21 protein-coding genes are annotated in these 21,082 nt (G+C 66.6%); 10 read left to right on the top strand and 11 right to left on the bottom strand.

Going from position 1 to position 21,082, the window contains the following annotated elements; all coding sequences use genetic code 11:
- Positions 1 to 79 precede the first annotated feature (79 nt).
- From L6D89_RS02740 to L6D89_RS02730, 3 genes are all read right to left on the bottom strand, one after another.
- The gene (locus tag L6D89_RS02740; RefSeq protein WP_236170816.1) at positions 80 to 1,057 is read right to left on the bottom strand and encodes a L,D-transpeptidase family protein; all 978 of its coding nucleotides are present in this window, start codon (positions 1,055 to 1,057) and stop codon (positions 80 to 82) included.
- Between the two features lie 73 nt (positions 1,058 to 1,130).
- Positions 1,131 to 1,409, bottom strand: a complete 279-nt coding sequence (locus tag L6D89_RS02735) for a hypothetical protein (protein WP_236170817.1) — start codon at positions 1,407 to 1,409, stop codon at positions 1,131 to 1,133.
- A gap of 87 nt (positions 1,410 to 1,496) precedes the next feature.
- Complete coding sequence (locus L6D89_RS02730) at positions 1,497 to 2,102, bottom strand: arylesterase (protein ID WP_236198671.1); 606 nt, start codon at positions 2,100 to 2,102, stop codon at positions 1,497 to 1,499.
- A 10-nt stretch (positions 2,103 to 2,112) separates the two neighbouring features.
- Here L6D89_RS02730 and L6D89_RS02725 point away from each other — a divergent pair, with 10 nt between their 5' ends.
- Genes L6D89_RS02725 through greB form a run of 3 tightly spaced genes read left to right on the top strand, consistent with a single transcriptional unit; the run spans position 2,113 to position 5,850 of the window.
- Positions 2,113 to 2,796 (top strand): ABC transporter ATP-binding protein, encoded by a 684-nt coding sequence (locus L6D89_RS02725; protein WP_236198670.1) that lies wholly within the window; start codon positions 2,113 to 2,115, stop codon positions 2,794 to 2,796.
- A gap of 22 nt (positions 2,797 to 2,818) precedes the next feature.
- Positions 2,819 to 5,311 carry an ABC transporter permease gene (locus L6D89_RS02720; RefSeq protein WP_236198861.1) on the top strand — a complete coding sequence of 831 codons (2,493 nt, stop codon included), beginning with the start codon at positions 2,819 to 2,821 and terminating at the stop codon, positions 5,309 to 5,311.
- Between the two features lie 41 nt (positions 5,312 to 5,352).
- A complete protein-coding gene (gene greB, locus L6D89_RS02715; protein ID WP_205336493.1) occupies positions 5,353 to 5,850 on the top strand; it encodes a transcription elongation factor GreB in 498 nt (165 codons plus the stop codon).
- Between the two features lie 114 nt (positions 5,851 to 5,964).
- Here the strand turns inward: greB and L6D89_RS02710 are convergent, their stop codons facing one another.
- Entirely contained in the window at positions 5,965 to 6,285 is a 321-nt protein-coding gene (locus L6D89_RS02710; RefSeq protein ID WP_275094670.1) for a hypothetical protein, read from the bottom strand.
- A 181-nt stretch (positions 6,286 to 6,466) separates the two neighbouring features.
- Here L6D89_RS02710 and thpR point away from each other — a divergent pair, with 181 nt between their 5' ends.
- Positions 6,467 to 6,985 carry an RNA 2',3'-cyclic phosphodiesterase gene (gene thpR, locus L6D89_RS02705; protein WP_236198669.1) on the top strand — a complete coding sequence of 173 codons (519 nt, stop codon included), beginning with the start codon at positions 6,467 to 6,469 and terminating at the stop codon, positions 6,983 to 6,985.
- Here the strand turns inward: thpR and L6D89_RS02700 are convergent.
- On the bottom strand, positions 6,971 to 7,870 hold the full coding sequence (locus tag L6D89_RS02700; RefSeq protein WP_236198668.1) for a LysR family transcriptional regulator: 900 nt from the start codon (positions 7,868 to 7,870) through the stop codon (positions 6,971 to 6,973). The two genes, thpR and L6D89_RS02700, sit on opposite strands and share 15 nt — an antisense overlap.
- A gap of 93 nt (positions 7,871 to 7,963) precedes the next feature.
- Here L6D89_RS02700 and L6D89_RS02695 point away from each other — a divergent pair, with 93 nt between their 5' ends.
- Complete coding sequence (locus L6D89_RS02695) at positions 7,964 to 8,992, top strand: YeiH family protein (protein WP_236198667.1); 1,029 nt, start codon at positions 7,964 to 7,966, stop codon at positions 8,990 to 8,992.
- Positions 8,993 to 9,074: 82 nt separating this feature from the next.
- Here the strand turns inward: L6D89_RS02695 and L6D89_RS02690 are convergent, their stop codons facing one another.
- Together L6D89_RS02690 and L6D89_RS02685 are read right to left on the bottom strand one after the other, a co-directional pair.
- Positions 9,075 to 9,509 (bottom strand): DoxX family protein, encoded by a 435-nt coding sequence (locus L6D89_RS02690; protein ID WP_017517576.1) that lies wholly within the window; start codon positions 9,507 to 9,509, stop codon positions 9,075 to 9,077.
- Between the two features lie 142 nt (positions 9,510 to 9,651).
- On the bottom strand, positions 9,652 to 11,076 hold the full coding sequence (locus tag L6D89_RS02685) for an MltF family protein (protein WP_236198666.1): 1,425 nt from the start codon (positions 11,074 to 11,076) through the stop codon (positions 9,652 to 9,654).
- Between the two features lie 224 nt (positions 11,077 to 11,300).
- On the opposite strand from L6D89_RS02685, the gene L6D89_RS02680 reads away from it, so the two are divergent.
- The 5 genes from L6D89_RS02680 to L6D89_RS02660 all read left to right on the top strand — a co-directional run bounded on the left by L6D89_RS02680 (position 11,301) and on the right by L6D89_RS02660 (position 16,354).
- Positions 11,301 to 12,101, top strand: a complete 801-nt coding sequence (locus tag L6D89_RS02680) for a TatD family hydrolase (protein WP_236198665.1) — start codon at positions 11,301 to 11,303, stop codon at positions 12,099 to 12,101.
- A 136-nt stretch (positions 12,102 to 12,237) separates the two neighbouring features.
- Positions 12,238 to 13,716, top strand: a complete 1,479-nt coding sequence (locus L6D89_RS02675) for a methyl-accepting chemotaxis protein (RefSeq protein ID WP_236198664.1) — start codon at positions 12,238 to 12,240, stop codon at positions 13,714 to 13,716.
- 109 nt (positions 13,717 to 13,825) lie between these two features.
- Positions 13,826 to 14,185: an Mpo1-like protein gene (locus L6D89_RS02670; protein WP_236198663.1), complete on the top strand. Its 360-nt coding sequence runs from the start codon at positions 13,826 to 13,828 to the stop codon at positions 14,183 to 14,185.
- Between the two features lie 187 nt (positions 14,186 to 14,372).
- The gene (locus L6D89_RS02665) at positions 14,373 to 14,777 is read left to right on the top strand and encodes a putative pterin-binding protein (protein ID WP_236198662.1); all 405 of its coding nucleotides are present in this window, start codon (positions 14,373 to 14,375) and stop codon (positions 14,775 to 14,777) included.
- Positions 14,777 to 16,354, top strand: a complete 1,578-nt coding sequence (locus tag L6D89_RS02660; protein WP_373874926.1) for a GGDEF domain-containing protein — start codon at positions 14,777 to 14,779, stop codon at positions 16,352 to 16,354. Before L6D89_RS02665 ends, L6D89_RS02660 begins: the two co-directional genes overlap by 1 nt.
- Before the next feature lie 5 nt (positions 16,355 to 16,359).
- Here L6D89_RS02660 and L6D89_RS02655 read toward each other — a convergent pair whose 3' ends face one another.
- From L6D89_RS02655 to L6D89_RS02640, 4 genes are all read right to left on the bottom strand, one after another.
- Positions 16,360 to 17,160 (bottom strand): acyl-CoA thioesterase, encoded by an 801-nt coding sequence (locus tag L6D89_RS02655; RefSeq protein ID WP_236198660.1) that lies wholly within the window; start codon positions 17,158 to 17,160, stop codon positions 16,360 to 16,362.
- Positions 17,161 to 17,271: 111 nt separating this feature from the next.
- Complete coding sequence (locus tag L6D89_RS02650; protein ID WP_236170831.1) at positions 17,272 to 18,042, bottom strand: CHAD domain-containing protein; 771 nt, start codon at positions 18,040 to 18,042, stop codon at positions 17,272 to 17,274.
- Positions 18,043 to 18,111: 69 nt separating this feature from the next.
- A complete protein-coding gene (locus L6D89_RS02645; RefSeq protein WP_236198659.1) occupies positions 18,112 to 20,127 on the bottom strand; it encodes a transglutaminase TgpA family protein in 2,016 nt (671 codons plus the stop codon).
- The gene (locus tag L6D89_RS02640; RefSeq protein WP_236198658.1) at positions 20,124 to 21,077 is read right to left on the bottom strand and encodes a DUF58 domain-containing protein; all 954 of its coding nucleotides are present in this window, start codon (positions 21,075 to 21,077) and stop codon (positions 20,124 to 20,126) included. Before L6D89_RS02640 ends, L6D89_RS02645 begins: the two co-directional genes overlap by 4 nt.
- Positions 21,078 to 21,082 lie beyond the last annotated feature (5 nt).

The following is a 21,082-nucleotide window of genomic DNA, read 5'->3' as shown; positions in this document are numbered from 1 at the left end:
GTCGGTTTTTTTATGCCCGCAAGAAAGTAGCAGGCAAGAAAAAGCCCGCTCGCGGCGGGCTCTTTCGCTGGTGCAGAAGTTACTGCAGCGGCATCGCGTCCTGGTCGACAGTCGCGGCCACCGGAGCGCCCTGCACTTGCGGCTGGGCGATGGCAACCGGCAGACCATCTTCGGCGGCAACCACTTCACGCACCACGTTCCAGTCCATCTGCATCTGGCTGGCGATGTCTTCGCGCTTGAGCAGGGCGTTGATCACCGCGGTGTGCTTGTCGACCACGGACGGATCACCGTTGTCATCGATCGGCGCGTGAGCCTCGAGATAGATCTTGCCCTCACTGCGACCAAACTTGTACGGCTCGTTGATGATGCGCACCTTGGTGCCTACCGGAATCATCGAGAACAGTTGGGTTACGTCCCAGTTGTACATGCGGAAGCAACCATGGCTGGTACGGGTACCGATACCGAACTTCTTGTTCGAACCGTGGATCAGGTAGCCGTGGAAGCCCAGGCTCATCTTGTACGGGCCAAGCGGGTTGTCCGGGCCCGGCGGCACCACGGACGGCAGTGGATCACCATCGGCGGCGTGCTCGGCGCGGATCGACGCCGGCGGATACCAGGCCGGGTCCTTGGTCTTGGCGATCACACTGGTACTGCCCACCGGGGAACCCCAGCCTTCACGACCGATGCCCAGGGCGTAGGTGTAGACGACGTTCTTGTCCTTGGGGAAGTAGTACAGGCGGTACTCGGCGAGGTTGATTACCACGCCTTCGCGCGGACCGGCCGGCAGCACGAAGCGGGTCGGAATGATGATCTCGGTGCCCACACCCGGCAGCCACGCATCCACGCCCGGGTTGGCGGCAATCATCTCGGAGTAGCCGAGGCCGTATTTCTCGCCGAGGTCGGCGAAGGTGTCTTCGTATTTGGCCTTGATCACCTGGACCTGGCCGACGATATCGTCACCCGGCGCCGGCAGCGGCAATTCAATGGCGGAAACGGGGCCGGCCGAGAGCAGCGCGGCGAGGGACAGCGAGCAGGCGGCAATGACGCGCGACAACATCCGAGGATCCTTGACGTGGGCAATGAGCAAAGGGTGATCAGTTTACCACCGCAAGCCCCGTCAACGGGAGATATCAGACGAGCCAGGAGCTGCGCGCGCCGCGCTTTTCCTCTTCCAGTTGTTTCAGGCAGGCCGCGCAGATGCGCCGATCACGCAGCAACGGCTTCTCGGCGCCACGCCACAGTGGCTGCGCCGGCAGCAGGCTGCCGCAGAGCGTACGGTCGGCCGGGGTGCCCAGCTCCAGTTGGCGCGCGACAAGATGCACCCGGACCTCGCGGCAAGCGAACAGGTCGAGCTGCTCATCAGGCTCGATCAACTGGTAGGCAAAAAGGGTCCAGGTGGGGCGCGACATAGGGGGTTCCAGAAGGGTGCGCAAACATAGCCGAAAGGCCGGGCGCGGGGAAGCCTCGATTCTCTGGTTTATCAATGAAGTAGCGCATCACAGCAGCGGCTTGAGCGTCGGCCACACGTTGTCGAGCAGTTTCACCTGCGCCACCTGCGCCGGGTGGATGCCGTCGGCCTGCATCATATCCTGCACGCCCCCTACCCCTTCGAGGAAGAACGGCACCAGCGCAATCTTCTGCTCGCTCGCCACGCTATCGAAGACCTTGGCAAAAGCATCGGTGTAACGCTGCCCGTAGTTGGGTGGCAGACGCATGCCCAGCAGAATCACCTTGGCGCCCGCCTGACGCGACTGATCCACCATCGAGGCAAGATTCTGTTGCAATTGCGCCGGCGCCATGCCGCGCAGGCCATCGTTGCCGCCCAGCTCGATCACCACCAGCGCCGGTTTCTGCTCCGAAAGCAGCGCCGGCAGCCGCGCGAGGCCCCCCGCCGTGGTGTCGCCGGAGATCGACGCATTCACCACCTTGTAGCCGAAACCCTGCTCCTTCAGACGCTTGTCCAGCAGGCTCACCCAACCCTGGCTGGTATCCAGCCCCAAACCGGCGCTGATACTATCGCCGACGACCAACAGCGTCTGCGCCGCGGCCTGCTGCGTGATCAGAAGCAACGCCAGGCAGCCGCCCATTAGCCATGCACGCATCGGAATCTCCATGAGCGAACGCATTCTTACCGCGCGGAACCTTAGCAAGGTTGTTTCCAGCGCGGAAGGCAAGCTGACCATCCTCCACGACCTTTCCCTCGACCTCGCTCGCGGCGACAGCCTCGCCATCGTCGGCAGCTCCGGCTCGGGCAAGTCCACCCTGCTCGGCCTGCTCGCCGGGCTGGACCTGCCCAGCGGCGGCGATATCGTCCTGCTCGGCCACACCCTGGGCAACCTCGATGAAGACCAGCGCGCACGGGTACGCGCCGCCCACGTCGGTTTCGTCTTCCAGTCCTTCCAGTTGCTCGACAGCCTCAATGCGCTGGAAAACGTCATGCTGCCGCTGGAACTGGATGGCCGCAAAGATGCCGGCCAGCGCGCCCGCGAGTTGCTGGAGCGCGTCGGCCTCGGCCAGCGCCTGACCCATTACCCGCGCCAACTCTCCGGTGGCGAACAGCAGCGGGTCGCCATCGCCCGCGCCTTCGCCGCCGAGCCGGACGTGCTGTTCGCCGACGAACCCACCGGCAACCTCGACACCCACACGGGCGAGCGCATCAGCGACCTGCTCTTCGAGCTGAACCGCGAGCGCGGCACCACCCTGGTACTGGTGACCCACGACGAACGCCTCGCCCACCGCTGCCAACGCCAGATCCGCCTGGAAAGCGGCCACCTGATCGACCACGTCGAACCCTGACGGACGAGAGCCAATGAAGCCACTGTCGCTGTCCAACCTGTTCCGTCTGTCCCTGCGCCAGCTATGGCGCGAAGGGCGCAGCGGCGAACTGCGCGTGCTGTTCTTCGCCCTGCTGGTGGCGGTGGCGGCCAGCTCGGCGATCGGCTATTTCAGCGCACGCCTGAACGGCGCGATGCTGGTGCGCGCCGCCGAGTTTCTCGGCGCGGACCTGGTGCTCAGCGGCACCCAGCCGGCGCGCCAGGAGCAGATCGACAGCGGCCTCAAGCTCGGCCTGCAGCACGCGCAGAGCGTCGAGTTTTCCAGCGTGGTCGCCACCGATAACGGCATCCAGCTGAGCAGTGTGAAGGCCGTCGGCGACAGTTATCCGTTGCGTGGCAAACTGAAAAGCGCACCGGCGCCGCTGCAGCCGGAAGTCGAAGGCGGTCGCCCGGCCCCAGGCGACATCTGGGTCGAGTCGCGCCTGCTGGCGAGCCTCGACCTGAAGATCGGCGACAGCGTCGATATCGGCCGCAAGCCCCTGCGCATTGCCCGCGTACTGACCTATGAACCGGACCGCGCCGGCGACTTCTACAGCCTTACTCCGCGCGTGATGATGAGCCTGCATGACCTGGACGCCACCGGCGTGGTGCAGCCCGGCAGCCGGGTACGTTATCGCGACCTCTGGGGCGGTGCGCACAACGCGCTGCAAACCTACCGGCAGGCAACCCGGGACAACCTTGCCGCCAACCAGGAACTGCAGGATGCCCGCCACGGCAACCGGCAGATCGGCGATGCCCTGGGCCGCGCCGAGCGCTACCTGAATCTCGCCAGTCTCGCCGCGGTGCTGCTCGCCGGCGTGGCCGTAGCGCTATCGGCCAATCGCTTCGCCACCCGCCGCTTCGATGCCAGCGCGCTGCTGCGCTGCCTCGGCCTGTCGCGTCGCGAAGCCCTATTGCTATATGGCAGCCAGTTGCTCGTGCTGGGCCTGCTCGCCAGCGTCTGCGGCGCCTTCCTCGGCTGGCTGGCACAGCTCGGATTGATGCACCTGCTGGGCAACCTGCTGCCGCCGGAAATTCCCAATGCCGGTATCGTCCCCGCACTCGCCGGCATGGCGACCGGACTGGTCGCGCTGGCCGGCTTCGCCCTGCCGCCACTGGCCGCCCTCGGCCGCGTACCGCCCTTGCGGGTGCTGCGCAGCGACCTGCTGCCGGTTCCGATGCGTACCTGGGCCGCCTATGGCTGCGCCCTGCTCGCCCTCGGCCTGATCATGTGGCGGCTGAGCCTGGACCTGAAACTCACCCTCGCCCTGCTTGGCGGCGGCGCCATCGCCGCGGTGATCCTCGGCTTCATCCTGCTGCTCGCCCTGCGCGGCCTGCGCCGCGCATTGCAGGGCGCCAGCCTGTCGTGGCGCCTGGGCCTCGGCCAACTGCTGCGCTACCCACTGGCGGCCGCCGGGCAGAGCCTGGCCTTCGGCCTGATCCTGCTGGCCATGGCGCTGATCGCCCTGCTGCGCGGCGAACTACTGGACACCTGGCATGCACAACTGCCACCCAACGCCCCGAACCACTTCGCGCTGAACATCCTGCCGGCCGAGAAAGACGGCTTCGAGCAGCGCGTAAAGGCCTTGTCGCCCAACGCCGAAGACCTCTACCCGATGGTGCCGGGCCGGCTGGTGGCAGTGAACGGCAAGCCCGTCCACGCGATGAACGAAGACGTCCGCAGCGAGCGCGCCCTACACCGTGATCTCGGCCTGACCTGGTCAGCGCGCCTGCCACTGGGCAACCAGATTGTCGCTGGCGACTGGTGGAAGGCTAGCGACAAGAGCGAGCTGCCGGGCGTCTCGGTGGAAGAGAAGCTCGCCGGAAATCTCGGCCTGAAGGTCGGCGACCACTTGAGCTTCACCGTCGCCGGGCAAACCCGTGAAGCACAAGTCCGTAGCCTGCGCTCGGTGAAATGGGACAACTTCCAGCCCAACTTTTTCATGGTCTTCGAACCCGGCACCCTGACCGACCTGCCGGTGACCTATCTCACCAGTTTCTACCTGCCAGCCAACCAGGAGCGCCAGTTGATCGAACTGGCCCGCGCCTACCCCACCGTCACCCTGCTGCCGGTGGACGCGCTGCTTGCGCAACTGCGCAGCATCCTCGACCAGGTGACACTGGCGGTGGAGTACGTGCTGGTGTTCGTCCTCGCCGCCGGCTTCGTGGTGCTCTTCGCCGGCCTGCAGGCGACGCTCGATGAACGCCTGCGCCAGGGCGCGCTGCTGCGTGCACTGGGCGCCGAGCGCAGCCTGCTGATGCGCACGCGGCGCAGCGAGTTCGCCTTGCTGGGCGCGGTCAGCGGCCTGTTGGCGGCGCTGGGTTGCGAGCTGATCAGCTACCTGCTCTACCGGCTGGTGTTCGACCTGCCGTGGAGCCCGCATCCGTGGCTGCTGTTGCTGCCGGTGCTGGGCGCGCTGCTGGTGGGCGGCGCTGGCTTGCTCGGCACCCGCCGCGCGCTCAACGTGAGCCCGTTGCGCCTGCTGCGCGAGAGCTGATCGGGTAGACTGGCCCGATCACTTTCGTCGCACTGGATGCCATGAGCCGCTATCGTCCGCCCCGCCCCGCCGGTACCCCACTGATCACTCCCGAAGGCGAAGCGCGCCTGCGTGCCGAACTGCATGAGCTGTGGAACGTGCGCCGGCCGCAGGTGACCCAGTCGGTCAGCGAGGCTGCCGCACAGGGCGACCGCTCGGAAAACGCCGAGTACACCTACGGCAAGAAGATGCTGCGGGAAATCGACAGCCGCGTGCGCTTCCTGCGCAAGCGCCTGGAGAACTGCAAGGTGGTCAGCGAACGCCCGGCCAATCCGAACAAGGTCTACTTCGGCGCCTGGGTCACCCTGGAGGACGAGGACGGCGAGCAGGCCCGCTACCGCATCGTCGGCCCGGATGAACTGGACCTGCGCAACAACCACATCAGCATCGACTCGCCGCTGGCCCGCGCCCTGGTGGGCAAGGAGCTCGACGCCGAGGTAATGGTGCGCAGCCCCTCCGGCGAGAAGCTCTGGTTCGTAGTGGAAATCGAGTACCCCTGAGCAACGCAGGCACTGCACTTGTAGGAGCGAGCTTGCTCGCGAACCCGCCCGGCACTGGAGCTGCCGGGAAATCCGTTCGCGAGCAAGCTCGCTCCTACAGGCTTAACCTGGCGCTCAGAGCGACGGCGGGCGCCGGGTGATCAGACCCTGGCGGGCGACGCGGGTCAGCTCGTGGATGGCCGACTCGAGCTGCTCGGCCACCGGCGACTGGACGACAGCAAAGTCGAAACTATCGGAAGGGAAACGCGCGAGGTCGGCAAAGGTCGCGGCGAACTGGATCAGGAAGGTGCGCGAGCCGTTCCAGCGCTTGGGCCAGCCATCGAGGTAACGGACGAGGGTGGGCTGGTGATTGCCGCCCAGCAGAATCTTCGGATTGCGTCGCACCAGGCCCGTGGTGATCGGGGCCAGGCGCACATGCGGGTTGGGACAGGTCATGGTGTCACGTCTCCGCCTCAGGGGTCCTGCTGGACGCGGCGAGAGGCACACCGAACCAGCGCTTTAGCGGTATTTCGATGTCAGCCATCGCTGCATCCGCGCCCCGCAAGTTGCTACTTAAATCGGCGCTGTGCGGCATCCTAGAGAAGCCCCGGCAAAGCTGTCAAGGAGACTTCAGTCGATGACCACACCACCCCTGCGGCTGTTTTTCGCGCTGCCCTGCCCGCCCGAACTGGCGGCACGCATTTGCCTCTGGCGCGACAGCCTGCAGCTCGATGGCCAGCCCGTGGCCCAGGCCAACCTGCATCTGACACTGGCTTTTCTCGGCGCCGTGCCGCGCGGGCGCAAAGCGGAATTGCGCGCCATCGGCGAACGCCTGCCGCACCCGGGCTTCGACCTGGAGCTGGACCACCTCGCGCGCTGGAGCAATGGCATCCTGCACCTGGCGCCCAGCAGCGTGCCGGCGGCCCTGCACGAACTGGTGCACGCCCTGCGCGAAGAGTTGCGAGCAGGAGGGTTCGAGGTTGAACACCGACCGTTCCACCCGCACATCACCCTCGCCCGCCATGCCCGCAGCACGCCCTCCGCCACACCTTCCTTTCGCCTGCCCGCCCAGGCCGTGACGCTGTTCAGCTCGGAAAACAGCCCCACCGGCGTGCGCTACCGCGCCATCGGTGATTGGCCGCTAGACAGCGTCTGAAGCGGTCGCCCAGCCCTGGGCATAATCGAGGAAACGACGCAGGCCCGCCGTGGGGTACTTGTCGACGTGCAGCGCCCGGAAGAAAGTGCGCCGCAGCGGCCCCAGCGGATTATCGAGGCTCACCAGCTCGCCGCGCGCCAGCTCCGCCTGCACCACGCGCTGCGACAGGCAACCGATGCCGAATCCGCTGCCCACCAGATGCTTGATCGCTTCGGCGTTGCTCACCTCCAGGGGCGCGTTGACGCTCCCCAGGCGCGGCAATACCTGCTGCTCGAAGGTCACCCGGGTTCCCGAACCGGCTTCGCGCAGCACCCAGCGTGCGGCTGCCAGATCCTTCAGGCTGACGCGCCCGGCCAGTGCCAGGGGATGATCCGGCGCCACCACCAGTAACAGCTCGTCGGCCATCCAGGGGGTGAGCTGGATCTGTGGATGCTGGATCGGCGCTTCGATGAAAGCCACGTCCAGGCGGAACTCGGCCAGCGCCTCGAGCACTCCGCCGCTGTTGGCGACCTGCAGCTCCAGCCGGCTCTCGGGCAACTCGGCGAGAAACCCCGCCATGACCTGCGGCAGCAGGTAGCCGCCGATACTGCGGCTGGCGCCCAGGCTCAGCTGCACTGGCGCCGCCTCGAACAGGCTCTCCAGCTCGGCGCTCTGTGCCAGCAGCGCACTGGCCTTGGGGTAGAAGGCACGGCCGTTGTCATTCAGCGCCAGGCGCTTGCCACTGCGGTCGAACAGCCGCGTGCCGAGCGCGCGCTCCAGCTCCCGCAGCGCCTGGCTGGCGGCAGACTGTGAAAGCGCGATACGCGCCGCCGCCTGGGTGACGTTGCCCAGTTCGGCGATGGCAGTGAAGGTCGCCAACTGGCGAAGGGTGATGCGCGGGCCCATATCGATAAAACCGGTCAACCCAATAAGAACAATCCGTTTTTACACTAAGCGACGCCGCGGCACCATGGCTTCACCTTACACAAGGAGCCTGCAATGAACGCCCTCCGCCGCCTGCCTTACTTCGTCCCCGGCGCCCTGCTCTGCCTGGCCATCGCCTTCGGCTCGCGCCAGCTCATGGAAATCCCCGCGCTGCAGCATCTGGGGCTCGGCAGCCTGACCCTGGCGATCCTCATCGGTCTGCTGGCTGGCAACCTCGGCCTGGCCCGCTTCGGCAGCATTCGCCCCGGCATCGACCTCTCTCGTCAGCAACTGCTGCGCCTGGGCGTGGTGCTCTACGGTCTGCGCCTGACTTTCCAGGACATTGCCGCGCTCGGCCCGGCCGCGCTGATCATCGACGTGTTGATGGTCGCCAGCACCCTGACCGTTGCCTGGTGGATCGGCGAACGCTGGCTCAAGCTGCCCCGCGAAAGCGCCCTGCTGATCGGCGCCGGCAGCGCCATCTGTGGCGCGGCCGCCGTCATGGCCAGCAGCCCGGTACTCAAGGCACGTGCCGAGCACACCGCCGTAGCAGTGGCCACCGTGGTGCTGTTCGGCACCCTGGCAATGCTCCTGCACCCGATGATCTACGCCGCGCTGCCCAATCTGTTTGGCAGCGAGCAGGCCTTCGGCGTATTCACCGGCTCGACCATCCATGAGGTCGCCCAGGTGGTTGCCGCCGGCCGCGCCATGGACCCGGCCGCCGCGGACGCCGCGCTGATCAGCAAGATGTTGCGGGTCCTGCTGCTGGCCCCGGCCCTGCTGATCCTCGGCCGCGTCGGTTGCGCCGAAGCCGCTGAGCCCGGCGCGCGCCGCAAGCTGCACATTCCCGGTTTCGCCGTATTCTTCCTGCTGGTGACCGGCCTGCGCTCGCTGGGCTGGGTGCCGGAAAGCTGGCTGGCGCCGCTGCAGCAACTGGACGACGTGATGCTCGGTATGGCAATGGCCGCCCTGGGCCTGGCCACCCGCCTGGGTGATCTGCGCAAGGAAGGCCCCAAGCCGCTGCTGCTGGGCGCCGGGCTGTTCGTCTTCCTGCTGGTGGGCGGCGGCCTGATCAATGGCGGCGTGCAATATCTCTTCCACTGAATCGCGCTCCACTGATTCACGCTGACAAACAAAAAGGGCGGACACCTGAGGTGTCCGCCCTTTTTCGTTACCGCCTCGGCACTCAGCTGGACAGCTTGCGATCCAGGGAGAACGGGCCGGCACCGCTGATCAGCAGCGCGACGCTGATCATGATCAGGGTGAAGGCGTACTCGAAGCCGTTGGCGGTGATGAAGAAGCCATTGGCCAGGTGCACGCTGAATACCGCGACCAGCATGGCGACGATCAACGGGATGCTCGCCAGGCGCACCAGCAGGCCGAGGACCAGGGCCAGGCCGCCGAAGAATTCGGCGCTGCCGGCCAGGGCAGCCATCAGGTAGCCAGGAGTCACGCCGAGGGATTCCAGCCAGCCCGCCATGCCTTGCAGACCCGGGCCACCAAAGGCGCCGAAGAGTTTCTGCGAGCCGTGAGCCATGAAGGTCAGGCCAGTGGTGATGCGCAGCACGGCGATGCCGGCGCCAGCGTTGGTGGTCAGAATGGATTTGATCAGCGAGTTCATGGTGCGTCCTTATGCGAGCTCGGGTGGGAGCGAAGGGTTGCGTAGGAAGTTGGTGACAACCGTGGTTGCTTGGCGACCAATATAACCAGTTTTTACGATATCAAAAGCGCAAATTCGCGCTTATAACTATCGAATAAACCGATTATTTCTTGATTGCCGCCACGCTCTCACGTGGCTCGAGGCCATCACGTTCCCGCTGATATGCAAGATAGTACTTGTTGACGCTACTGACGTAGTTCACCACGCCCATCCCCAGTTGCTCGGCCGCCACGCGCTCGACCTGGAAGAACCACTGGTTGGGATTCAGGCCCTGGCGCTTGGCCTCCGCGCGCAGGCTTTGCACCCGCTCGGGACCGGCATTGTAGGCAGCCAGAACGAAGGCCATGCGGTCCCGCTCATTGATCCGCGGGCTGGAGAAGAAGCGCTTGCGCAGCATCGCCATGTACCGGCTGGCGGCCTGCACGTTGTTCTCCTTCTGGTGCACGGTATCCACGCCCACGGCGCGGGCCGCCGCCGGGGTGATCTGCATCAGCCCGGTAGCGCCGCCAGCGCCGCGCGCGCCGGCATTGAGATTGGATTCCTTGAAGCCCACGGCGGCCAGGGCCAGCCAGTCGACCTTGCTCTGCTCCCCGTAGCGCTGCAGGGTCGGGCGCACCGCTTCGAGACGCTTGCGGTCGGGAACCAGCAGCGGGTTACGCACCTGGTAGGCGCGGCGGTACAGGCGCTGGAAAGCTGCGTCCTGGTCCGCCGGGGCGCGATAGTCCTTGAGGAAGCGGTTGACGCTGGCGCGCAGCATCGGCGCATCACGGCGCACGTACCAGGCCATCGGCTCGCTGTTATCCAGCACCAGATGACGGTCGACACGCAGCTTGGTAAAGACCTTGCTCCAGCGCTCGGCGATGGGCTGCTCGACCACGGTGTAGTTGAAGATGCCGGCCTGGACCATCTCCAGCACGTCTTCCACGGCCAGGGACGAGTCGGTCCACTCCAGCACCAGTGGCGCCATGCGCTTCTGCGCCAGGCGCTCGTTGACCTTGCGCACGGCCTCGCCAGCGGCGCTGCCGGCCGGCAGTGTGATGGTGCGGCCGGCGAGTTGCTCCAGGCGCACGAACTTGCGGTTGCCCTGCTTGGTCACCAGCACCAGCGGCACGTCGGCTTTCCACGGCAGGCTGGGGCTGACGTTCTGCCCGTCGCGGGCCAGCAGGACTTCCCCGGGCGCGACCAGATCGCCTTCACCGCGCTGCAGCGCGCCGAGCAATTGATCCTTGGCCTTGGGAATGAACTTGATGGTGAGCGGCTTGCGCCCCGGGGCGCTGTCGTTGAGGTATTGCTCGAAGGCGCGCAGGCGACGGTATTCGACGCCGATCGGTTCGCCCTTGATTTCGCCAGAGCTGTTGCGGCTCTGGTTGACCAGAACCCGCAGGGTACCGCCGGAGCGAATGCTGGCGAGGTCGCGAGCGTCGCTGCTCTCCTGCTCCCAGTTTTCCGGCTGGGCCGTCAGGCGCGCAGCCGCTGGCAGTGGCGTCAGGGCCACGAGGCACAGCAGTAGCAGCAACAGTCGGGTCATCCAGCTCTCCGGGGGCTCGCACTCGGCGGTGGGCCGATTCGAGTGCGGTTTCGGTCGGAAGTTCCCGACCGCCAAGGGCGCGCAAGACTCTCACAGGAGGGGGCCAATACCAACCCGAAACTTCCGATAATTCTTCGGAATACTCCGCAACCTGCTGTTATGTAAGTATTTTCTCCAAAAAAGCGGTATTTGCTATGCTCCGCTTCCGGACAAAAGGAAGAAAAATGCAACTGATCGACATCGGCGTCAACCTCACCCACCCGAGCTTTTTGCCGGAACGTGAAGCCGTCCTCGCTCGCGCGGTGGAGGCCGGCGTCGTGCAGATGGTGCTTACCGGAACCAGCCTGGATGACAGCGAACAGGCCCTGGAACTGTGCCGGCAACTGGACGAAGAACAGCGTCTTTACTGCACCGCCGGTGTCCATCCGCATGAAGCCAGCCACTGGGACAGCAGCAGTGCCAGGGTGCTGCGCGGCCTGCTGGCGGAGGATCGGGTAAAGGCCGTGGGCGAATGCGGGCTGGACTTCAACCGCGACTTTTCGCCACGCCCGCTACAGGAGAAGGCTTTCGAAGAACAGCTAGGCCTGGCGGTGGAACTGCAGTTGCCGGTGTTCATCCACGAGCGCGACGCCGCTGAGCGCCTGCTGGCGATCCTCAAGGACTTCCGCGACCAGTTGCCGGCAGCCGTGGTGCATTGCTTCACCGGCGAGCGCCGCACACTGTATTCCTACCTCGACCTCGATCTGCATATCGGCATCACCGGCTGGATCTGCGATGAACGCCGTGGCACTCACCTGCAGGAACTGGTGCGGGAAATCCCCGAAGGCCGGCTGATGCTGGAAAGCGACGCACCTTATCTATTGCCGCGCACCCTGCGGCCAAAGCCCAAGAGCGGCCGCAACCAGCCGGCCTATCTGCCCGAGGTGCTGGCCTGTGTGGCCCTGCATCGGAGCGAGAGCGCAGAGCAGTTGGCGGCCCATACCACCGCGTGCGCGCGACGCTTCTTTGACCTGCCGGAAATTTGAACCGGCTCTCAAGATTGCCCTTCGTCGGCCGATAAGTCGGGAGCGGAAGGTGGCTTGATTCCCATCAATGGCCACCTTCATCCTTTTCACGACAATAATGGCGCCTTGCCACTATTCGACCGACAAGAAGAGATTTATGGCCGCCTGGATCCGCGATATTTCCCTCAAGTACAAATTCTGGGCCGTCAATGCGGTCGCCTTCATCACCACGCTGCTGCTGGTGCTGTTCGCCATGCACCAGGAGCTCGATGGGCGCAACCAGCAGGCACGCCAGGGTGCCGAAGCCCAGGCCCAGATACTCAAGAGCTGGCCGGCAGGCTCGGCGCTACCGACCTCGCCGACCCTCGTCGGCTTCGCCAGCGGCAGCGCCCCGCAGATCAGTGGAGTCGACGCTTCCATCCTCGCCCGCGCCAATGGTTGGGTCGATCTGCAAAGCGCCCAGACGCGTGCCGGCACGTTGGCCGGCGCCTATGTGCAAGACCTCGGCAACGGCCAGCGGGTTGCCGTGCTGGCTCCCGGAGCCGACTTCTGGAGCGTCTTCGAAGACCGCGCCCTGCCCTTCGCCGGCGCCGTACTGGTGCTGATGCTGGCCCTGCTGGCCGCCTCGCAGCTGCTGATTCGCTTCATCCTCACGCACCTGCTGACCCTGCGCGACGTCATGCTGCACGTGGAGAAGAGCGGCGACCTGGCCGCCCGCGTACCGCTGGAAAGCCGCGACGAAGTCGGCCAGATGGCCACCGCCTTCAATGCCATGCAGGCCGGCTACCAGCGCGTGGTCGGTACCGTTGCCCAGGCCGCCGGGCGCCTCGACGAAGGTGCGCGCAGCCTCGCCAGCAGCATGGGCCAGGTGCGCCAGGGCATGCTCGGCCAGCAAAGCGAGACGGATCAGGCCGCCACCGCGATCAACGAGATGTCCACCACCGTCCACCACATTGCCCAGCACGCCGCCGACACGCGCGACCAGTCGCAGGAAGCCGACCGTCTCGCCGGCAATGGCCAGCAGGTCGTCGGCCGCGTTGGCCAGTCGATCGCCGGCCTGTCCCAGGGCGTGCAGCAGACCGCCGAGATGATCCAGCAACTGGCCCAGGACAGTCACAAGATCAGCAGCGTGGTCAGCGTCATCCACGGCATCGCCGAGCAGACCAACCTGCTCGCCCTCAACGCCGCCATCGAGGCCGCCCGTGCCGGCGAGATGGGCCGCGGCTTCGCCGTGGTCGCCGATGAAGTGCGCAATCTCGCCAAGCGCGTGCAGGACTCCACCGACGAGATCACCCAGATGATCAACGCGTTGCAGTCCGGTACCCGCGACGCCGTGGAATTCATGCAGGAAAGCTCGATCAAGGCCGATGGCTGCGTCGAGGAAGCCCGTGAAGCCGGCGAAGCCCTGGCGGCCATCGCCTCCGCCGTGGCCTTGATGCGCGAGAGCAATACCCAGATTGCCGTGGCCGCCGAGCAACAGAGCCAGGTGGCGGAGGAAATGACCCGTTCGGTGGTTGGCATTCGCGACGTCACCGAGCACACCGTGCAGCAGACCGTCGAGTCGGCCGGCACCAGCCACCAACTGGCCGACCTCGCCGGCGAACTCAGCCGCGCCATCCGCCAACTGCGCCTGTAATCCCTATCACCCGCATAGCCTGTGCCCATTGGCGCAGGCTTCGGGGCAGCACCTAGACTGCTGACATTCCGCCCGCCTGCGCGGGCTTTTCAGTCTCGGGAGCTGCACCATGGGCAAACGTCATCCCAACCTCATCGCCTGGCAGTGGCAGGGCTACGCCGCCAACCACCGCAACCCGACCAACCTGGCGCTGCACATCATCGCCGTGCCGCTGTTCATCCTCGGCGCCCTGACGCTGCTCAGCGGGCTGTTCAGCCTGAGCCTGTCGGCCATTCTCCTGGGGGTGATCGGCATGGTCGCCTCGCTGGCCATCCAGGGCCGCGGGCACAAGCTCGAGGAGCAGCCGCCCGAGCCCTTCAGCGACCGCCAGGACGCCGTGGGCAGGCTGTTGACCGAGCAGTTCATCACCTTCCCGCGCTTCGTCCTGAGCGGCGCCTGGTGGCGCGCCTGGCGTAATCGCCGGCGCTGAGCCCGCCATAACAGCAGGGCGCGGCATTTCGGCCATTCAAGTACCCGGCAGGTTCGCCGATATAATCGACGAGATTTCGTCACGAGCTGTTGAGATGTCGGCTTTTCGCCATTTTATTGGCACTTTTGCCTGCCTGTTTATTGTCACGCCCGCGTACTCGGCCCCGGAATCGGTGGCCGAGCGCTACGTGCTGACGATCACAGTGAAGGACCAGCCGCAGCTCCAGCGCCAGTTCAGCCTGCGCGACCTCGAGGCGCTGCCGCAGACCGAACGTCGCTCCATGCTCCCGGACGAAACCCATGTCTACACCTGGCAGGGCGTGCGCCTGAGCACCCTACTCGACGGCTTCGAGCGCGGCGCGGCCCAACGCCTGCGGATCGAGGCGCTGAACGACTATTCCGCCCTGATTCCGCTGAGCGACCTCGACGCCTTCGACCCGATCCTCGCCTACCGCCGCGATGGCCAGACCATCGGCATTGCCGAGCGCGGCCCGCTGTTCGTCATCTATCCGATGCTCGATCACCCGGAGTTGCGGACCCAGGTCTACTTCAACCGCACCGTCTGGCAGGTCAGCCGCATTACCCTGGAGTGATCGCCGTGCCCCCGCAGCCTCCCAGGCGGCGCTATCGCCGCCTGACCATCATCATCCTCAGCAGCCTGATCGCGGCACTGACCGCCGGTGCCGGCGCGGCGCTGCTGATGGTGCACCAGCACGTTCGCCAACTGGCCCAGCCCGATGCCCACAGCGAGCTGTGGCAGGCCTACCAGTTGCGTGCGGAACTGGGCCGCTCGCTGCACAGTGCCCGCGAGGTGCTCGCCGGCAAAAGCAGCAGCGATGCCCTGGCAACGCGCATCGAAGTGCTCGCCAGCCTCCTGCCGCCGCTGCGCAATACGCCCGTCTACGGTTACCTGGTCGAGCCGCGCCCGGAAGTGCAGGCGACCCTGGAGACGATCCAGCGCCTCAGCGATGCCTGGCTCAAGCGCGCGCCCTGGGGCCAGCCAGCCGCGGCGAAACTCGTGGCCGGCGAGATGCTGCGCGAGCTGCCGCCCCTGCTCGAACCCGCGCACGAACTGGTGGTGGTCACCAATATCGCCCTGACCAACTACATGGACGCCGAGCGCCTGGACCTGCAGCGCGCCTTCAACCTGCTGGCCTGGGTGCTCTGCGGCCTGGGCCTGTGCAGCGTACTGCTGGCCTTGCGGGTGATCGCCAACTCGCGGCGCAAGCTCCTGCTCACCCAGCGTCTGCACGATCTCAACCAGTCGCTGGAGCAACGCGTCGAACAGCGCACCCAGGAATTGAGCGAGCGCAAGTCGCTACTGCGCTACATCCTCGATACCAGCCCCAGCGACGTGGCGCTGCTCAGCGACGAAGACTCCCGCGCCCACTATGTCAGCCCGCGTCTGTTGCAGCGCACCGGCATCCGCCCGCACGAACCCTTCACCCTGCATCGGCTGTTCGACGATCCCGACGAGGAAGCACGCTTCCGCCAGTCGCTGGCCGACCACGGTCAGCTGGACAGCTGGGAAACCCGCCTGGCGGGCAATCCACCCTACTGGGCGATTGTCTGGGCACGCAAGATGGAAGTGGATGGCCGGCCCGCCTCACTGGTGTGGAGCTTCGACATCAACCAGCGCAAGACCATGGAGCAGGAGCTGCGCCTGCTGGCCACCACCGATCCGCTGACCGGCCTGCAGAACCGCCACGCCTTCGTCAAGCGCGGCGTCGCCCTGCTCAAGAGCGCGCAACGCTATGACCGCCAGTGCGCGGCGCTGATGCTGGACATCGATTTCTTCAAGCCGATCAACGACACCCACGGCCACGCTTTCGGCGACGCCGTGCTGCAAGCCGTGGCGAAGGAGCTGATGCACGGGCTGCGCGAAGTGGACCTGCTCGGCCGTCTGGGGGGCGAGGAGTTTGCCGCGATCCTTCCGGAAACCGATCTGCAGCAGGCCTTGCAGGTGGCCGAGCGGGTGCGCAACAGCGTGCAGGCGCTGTCCTTCACCAGCGAAGACGGCAAGCGCGTGCGCCTGACCCTGAGCATTGGCGTGGCCGCCCGCCACGCCGGCGAACTGCGTCTGGAAGACCTGCTCGCCCGCGCCGACCGGGCCCTGTACCGGGCCAAGGCCGGCGGGCGCAATCGTACGGAAACCGCGCCCGGCCTCTAGCGCCGCTAACCGAAGATGGTCACCGTCTGCCGACCGATCGCCAGCAACTGGCCATCCGCCGACCAGGTCTGCGCCGCGATATGCCCGTAGCCGTCGCGGGCATGCTCGATGGTTGCCAGGTACTGGCACCAGCCGTTGGCCGGCATCGACGGCAGTGGCTGGACGAACTCCACGGTCCAGGTCAGCGAACTGGAGGGCGCCGGGGATTTCAGGTGCGGCAGGTTGGCCGGCGGCCAGGCATCGATCAGCGCCAGCAGGTGGCTGATCTCCATCGGCTCGTCGCCCACGTCATCGCCGCGAAAACGCATCCAGCCACCCATGTCGCGCTCGCGGCTGGCCGAGAACGGCATGTGTCCGACGGCCCAGCGCATGGCGATGTTCTGGGTGAAGGCCGGCATCAACTTGCGGATGTAGGGCAACTCCTGGCAGTCCTCGATGGCCTTGAATGCTGGCGGCGGCAGGCCCTCCATCTGCACGGTGGAGTCGCGCGCCACGCCGAAGCTGCCTTGCGCCAGCAGGACCACCTGGCCGTTCTGCACCGCACGGCAGAATACCTGGCTGACCGACTTGCCCTCCCGCAGCACCTCGGCCTCGAAGCTCACCGGCACTTCCACCTCGATCGGCCCGACGAAAGTGATCGCCAGCGAACGCACCGGTCGTCCGGCCTCGGCCACCGCCGCCATGGCCTCATAGGCCAACGCCGCTACCAGGCCGCCGAAGCTGGCGCGGCCCTGGGCCCAGGTGGCGGGGATGACGATGGACAGCGGCGCGGCGCGCACCGCCCGGAGCATTTCGCTGAAGGACATGATCAACTTCCTTGGGGCTTCTGGAGAGAGGGAGCTGGCTGCGATCTTAGGGGCACCACCCGCTCCGGCAAACCATCCAAAGCCTTGTCCCGCGCAGGAAATGCCCCGCCATCAACGGGCTCTATGCAGCGCCTTCTGCAGGGCGTCCAGGCTTTCGTCGGCGAGGCGCTCGGCAAGGTCGTGGCGAGCGTTCCAGTGCGGCTGCAGGGGCATCAGGTCGAGTTCGCGCTCGCTGCGGATCAGCCACTGCTCGTAGTCATGCCACTCGCCCAGCGCCGATTGCGCGTCCTTCAGCGGCGTCAGCAGGCGCTGCGGCACGGCGGATTCCTGCGGATAGGCCTCCAGCGAATAACGCACCCGCTTGATCAGCAGGCGCAGGCGATGGCGATCGTGGCTCGGGTCCTTGAGCGCGTCGCGCAACTTCTGCCATTCCCTGGCCAGGCGCTTCTCCACCTTGCCGTGCAGCCCCTTGAGCACACCATGGCGCTCGGAGGTACGCCAGAGTTGCGGCCAGCCATCCAGGCGCATCATCAGACGTTCCCACTGTGGGCTGGCGAGCAGCGTGGCATAGCCGGACAGCAGCGCCGGCCGACGCAGCGCCGCGGCGCGCTCGTAGCCTTCGGCCTCGAGCACCGGCAGCAGCACCTCCAGGTCACGCAGCGGCCCGCTGAGCCGCCCCATGTCGCCCAGGGCCTGCTCCAGCTCGTCGATCCCGGGCATGCCGCGCACCGGGTGCAGCAGGCTGCGCAGCCGGCGCACGGCGATGCGCAGATCGTGCAGCGCTTCAGGATCGGATTCGGCCTTCAGGCGGGAAGCGGCGGAGAACAGCGCAACCTCCTGCTCGATCAGATGGCTCACCAGGTAATCGCAGAAGGAAGTCACGGCAGGCTCCACTCCAGTGGGGGAAATATCAGGTTAGCCCCGGCCCGCGGAGCGGCAAGGGGCGTGATGTCACGTCGGTTTTCCGCGCCCTGCTCGCAGTCGCCAGGGCAGCTCCCGGCGCAGCCGTGCCAGGTGCGTGCGCAACTCGGCCGGCGACGCAGCCCTGCCACCATAGCGCTGCCTCTCGAAGGCCTCCAGATAACCGCGGATCGCTTGCGCGTGGGCCGGCAGGAGCTTGCTGGCGCGCCGGCAGAAGTCCCGCGCACCCTCGCCGGTTTCACGGTGCACCCCCAGCGGCGCCAGCATTCGCTCGAAGCGCTGGAAGCTGCGCAACTGCATATCAGCGGTGCGCCGCCAGGGCTTGAACAGCAGCAGCGCCAGCAGGCCCAGCAGCAATCCGCCGCCGCCCACCAGCAGTGCGCCGATCCACTCTCGATCCAGCCCACCGAACCAGCGCCGCAACAGGTCGCCCTGCTGTTCGCTCTGGTAGCCGAGCACCGAGGCCTGCCAACTGTAGTTGAGGTTGTCCCAGGCGGCGCGCAGCTCGTTGATGATCGAGATATTGCGATAACGCAGCGGCGAAAACGGGTCCTGCTCGAGAAAACTGCCCTCGCTGCTCATGGCCGCCTCCAGCCCCTGCTCGATGCGCTCGGGTGACACCGCGCCGGTGGGGTCGACCCGTGTCCAGCCTGCTCCATCCTGCCAGTACTCGACCCAGGCATGGGCATCGAACTGCCGCACACTCAGGTAGCTGCCCGACGAGCTCACCTCGCCCCCCTGATAGCCGGTAACCACCCGTGCCGGGATGCCAGCCGAGCGCAAGACGAAGGCCATGGCGCCGGCATAGTGCTCGCAGAAGCCGGCGCGCGTATTGAAGAGGAATCCGTCGATGCGCTCCGCTCCGGTATCCGCTGGCCTGAGGGTGTAGCTGAAGGGCTGTTCGCGGAAATACCGCAGCATCGCCTGAACCAGATCACCCGGCTGGGGGTAGCGCTCGTGCAGTTCCTGCGCCCAGGCGCGGGCCTGCGGATTGCCGGTCTTTGGCAGCGACAGGTTCAGCCGCAGCGCGCGGCTGCCATCGGTGGGTTCGAGCAGGGCCTGCGGCCAGGACGTGGCGCGGTACATGAGTGCCTGGCGTACCGGCGTGCGACGCTCCAGGTGGAAATCACTCATCAGCCGTGCGTCGCCCAACGAACTGCGCGCGACGTCGAGGGCGAACAGCCAGGGGCGGCCGTTGGGCTCCATGATCACCTGGTACTCCACTGCCTCGCCGCGCTCACGCCATTGCGGCGCGACATCACCGCGCTGGAACGCCGTCGTCCAGCGTACGCCGTCGAATCGTTCCAGTGTCAGGGCGCGCCAGTACAGTTGCGAATGCGGCGGCGGCGGCCCCTCGAAACTGGCGCGAAAGGCCAGCGCCGGAGACTGGCTCAGCTCCACCATGTCCCCTGGCGCCATGCTGTCGCTCAGCCCGGTCATGGCCTTATCGCCCGGCAGCGGCAACGACCACAGCGGCCCCATGCGCGGGAACAGCAGGAACATCAGCAACATCAGTGGCAAGGCTTGCAGCAGCAGAGCGGCAGCCAGGCGCAGGGTCGGCATCGGGCGCGCGGCAAAGCCGCTCTGCTGCAGGCCGATGGCCGAGGCCAGCAGCGCCAGCACCGGCAGCAGACTGAAGGCGGCGGCGAGAATGTCGTCCTGGAACAGGTAACTGGTGGTGACCGCGAAGAACCCCAGCAGGATGAGCACCCAGGCGTCGCGGCGAGTCTTGAGCTCCACCAGCTTCACCACGAAGGCCGCGATCAGCAGCACCACGCCGGCATCCAGGCCGATCAGCGAGCCGCGGGAAAACCAGACGCCCAGCCCTGCCGCCACCACGAGCGCCAGCTTGGCGATGCCGCTGGGGTAGTTGGCGCGCATGCGGAACACCTGGATGCGCCACGTCGCGCAGCCCAACCACAGCGCGACGATCCAGGCCGGCAGGTGTTCCAGGTGCGGAATGATCACCACCGCCTGGGCGACCAGCAGCCAGGTCAGCGCTACCCGGGGAATCGGCTGGGCCGCCGTGCCGGCCAGGCTGCTCATCGCTTCGTCCCGTGCAGCGCCAGGGCGCGCAGGCAGGCATCGCGGTGGGCCTCGTCCAGGCCAACCGGAAGCTGCGCATCCGGCAGACGCAGGCCGAAAGGCTGCTGGCGCAGCGACAGTTGCAGGACCCAGAAACACAGCCGTGACAGACGCCCTTCGGTGTCACCTCCGAGGCTGTCGAAATCCAGCCAGACATTGCGCCCGGCCAGCGCGGAGAAGTCCTTCACCAGCAACCCCTGGCCCCGCGAATAGGCCTTCCAGTGCAGGCGCCGGCGCGAATCGCCGGGCTGGTAGGGGCGCAGCCCCTGATAATCGTCGACGCCGCGACCGCTGGGGCGCACGCCCTCTTCATCGTTATCGGCCGGCGCGGCTTCCAGCGGCAAGTCGCCCGGCTGCGGGTGCGGATAGACCAGCACCGACTGGGCCAGATCCACCCAGCTCCAGGCCACCAGCAGGCCCAGCGGGAAACGGCTTTCCACCCGCAGGCGGCCGGGCCGCAGCCAGCCTCGCCGCTCCGCGCTCAGGCTGAGCAGCAATTCCTCGGCGTGCTCTGCCGCGACATCGGCGAACTGCATGCGCTCCGCCTCCCAGCCCAGGCCGATGGCCTGCCGTGCACGCCCCTCGCCTTCCAGGCGCACGCGGAACGCGGCCTGTTCGCCGACGAACACCGGCGCCGCGCCGAGCGCCGTGAGGCGCAGGCCGCCCAGGTTGCGGTAGGTGTGCAGGATGGCGACGATGAACAGCGACAGCAGGAGGAAGGTCAGGCCGTAGGCCAGGCTGTTCTGATAGTTGATTGCCGTGAGCAGCATCAGCAGCAAGGCAACGCCGAAGGCCATGCCCTGCCGGGTCGGGATGATGAAGATACGGCGCTGATTGAGCTGCAGCGATGGTGACGGCGGTATGCGCCGGGCTATCCAGCTCTGCCACAACGGCCTGACCCTGACGAACATTGCCT

Source organism: Pseudomonas pseudonitroreducens, assembly GCF_021603645.1.
Classification (GTDB): Bacteria; Pseudomonadota; Gammaproteobacteria; order Pseudomonadales; family Pseudomonadaceae; genus Pseudomonas; species Pseudomonas pseudonitroreducens.
This window is presented reverse-complemented; position numbering and strand designations above follow the sequence as displayed.

Excerpts from the sequence above, each read along its gene's own strand:
- L6D89_RS02740 (WP_236170816.1), bottom strand. The coding sequence starts at position 1,057 with ATGTTGTCGCGCGTCATTGCCGCCTGCTCGCTGTCCCTCGCCGCGCTG.
- L6D89_RS02735 (WP_236170817.1), bottom strand. The coding sequence starts at position 1,409 with ATGTCGCGCCCCACCTGGACCCTTTTTGCCTACCAGTTGATCGAGCCT.
- L6D89_RS02730 (WP_236198671.1), bottom strand. The coding sequence starts at position 2,102 with ATGCGTGCATGGCTAATGGGCGGCTGCCTGGCGTTGCTTCTGATCACG.
- L6D89_RS02725 (WP_236198670.1), top strand. The coding sequence starts at position 2,113 with ATGAGCGAACGCATTCTTACCGCGCGGAACCTTAGCAAGGTTGTTTCC.
- greB (WP_205336493.1), top strand. The coding sequence starts at position 5,353 with ATGAGCCGCTATCGTCCGCCCCGCCCCGCCGGTACCCCACTGATCACT.
- L6D89_RS02710 (WP_275094670.1), bottom strand. The coding sequence starts at position 6,285 with ATGACCTGTCCCAACCCGCATGTGCGCCTGGCCCCGATCACCACGGGC.
- thpR (WP_236198669.1), top strand. The coding sequence starts at position 6,467 with ATGACCACACCACCCCTGCGGCTGTTTTTCGCGCTGCCCTGCCCGCCC.
- L6D89_RS02700 (WP_236198668.1), bottom strand. The coding sequence starts at position 7,870 with ATGGGCCCGCGCATCACCCTTCGCCAGTTGGCGACCTTCACTGCCATC.
- L6D89_RS02695 (WP_236198667.1), top strand. The coding sequence starts at position 7,964 with ATGAACGCCCTCCGCCGCCTGCCTTACTTCGTCCCCGGCGCCCTGCTC.
- L6D89_RS02690 (WP_017517576.1), bottom strand. The coding sequence starts at position 9,509 with ATGAACTCGCTGATCAAATCCATTCTGACCACCAACGCTGGCGCCGGC.
- L6D89_RS02685 (WP_236198666.1), bottom strand. The coding sequence starts at position 11,076 with ATGACCCGACTGTTGCTGCTACTGCTGTGCCTCGTGGCCCTGACGCCA.
- L6D89_RS02680 (WP_236198665.1), top strand. The coding sequence starts at position 11,301 with ATGCAACTGATCGACATCGGCGTCAACCTCACCCACCCGAGCTTTTTG.
- L6D89_RS02675 (WP_236198664.1), top strand. The coding sequence starts at position 12,238 with ATGGCCGCCTGGATCCGCGATATTTCCCTCAAGTACAAATTCTGGGCC.
- L6D89_RS02670 (WP_236198663.1), top strand. The coding sequence starts at position 13,826 with ATGGGCAAACGTCATCCCAACCTCATCGCCTGGCAGTGGCAGGGCTAC.
- L6D89_RS02655 (WP_236198660.1), bottom strand. The coding sequence starts at position 17,160 with ATGTCCTTCAGCGAAATGCTCCGGGCGGTGCGCGCCGCGCCGCTGTCC.
- L6D89_RS02645 (WP_236198659.1), bottom strand. The coding sequence starts at position 20,127 with ATGAGCAGCCTGGCCGGCACGGCGGCCCAGCCGATTCCCCGGGTAGCG.
- L6D89_RS02640 (WP_236198658.1), bottom strand. The coding sequence starts at position 21,077 with ATGTTCGTCAGGGTCAGGCCGTTGTGGCAGAGCTGGATAGCCCGGCGC.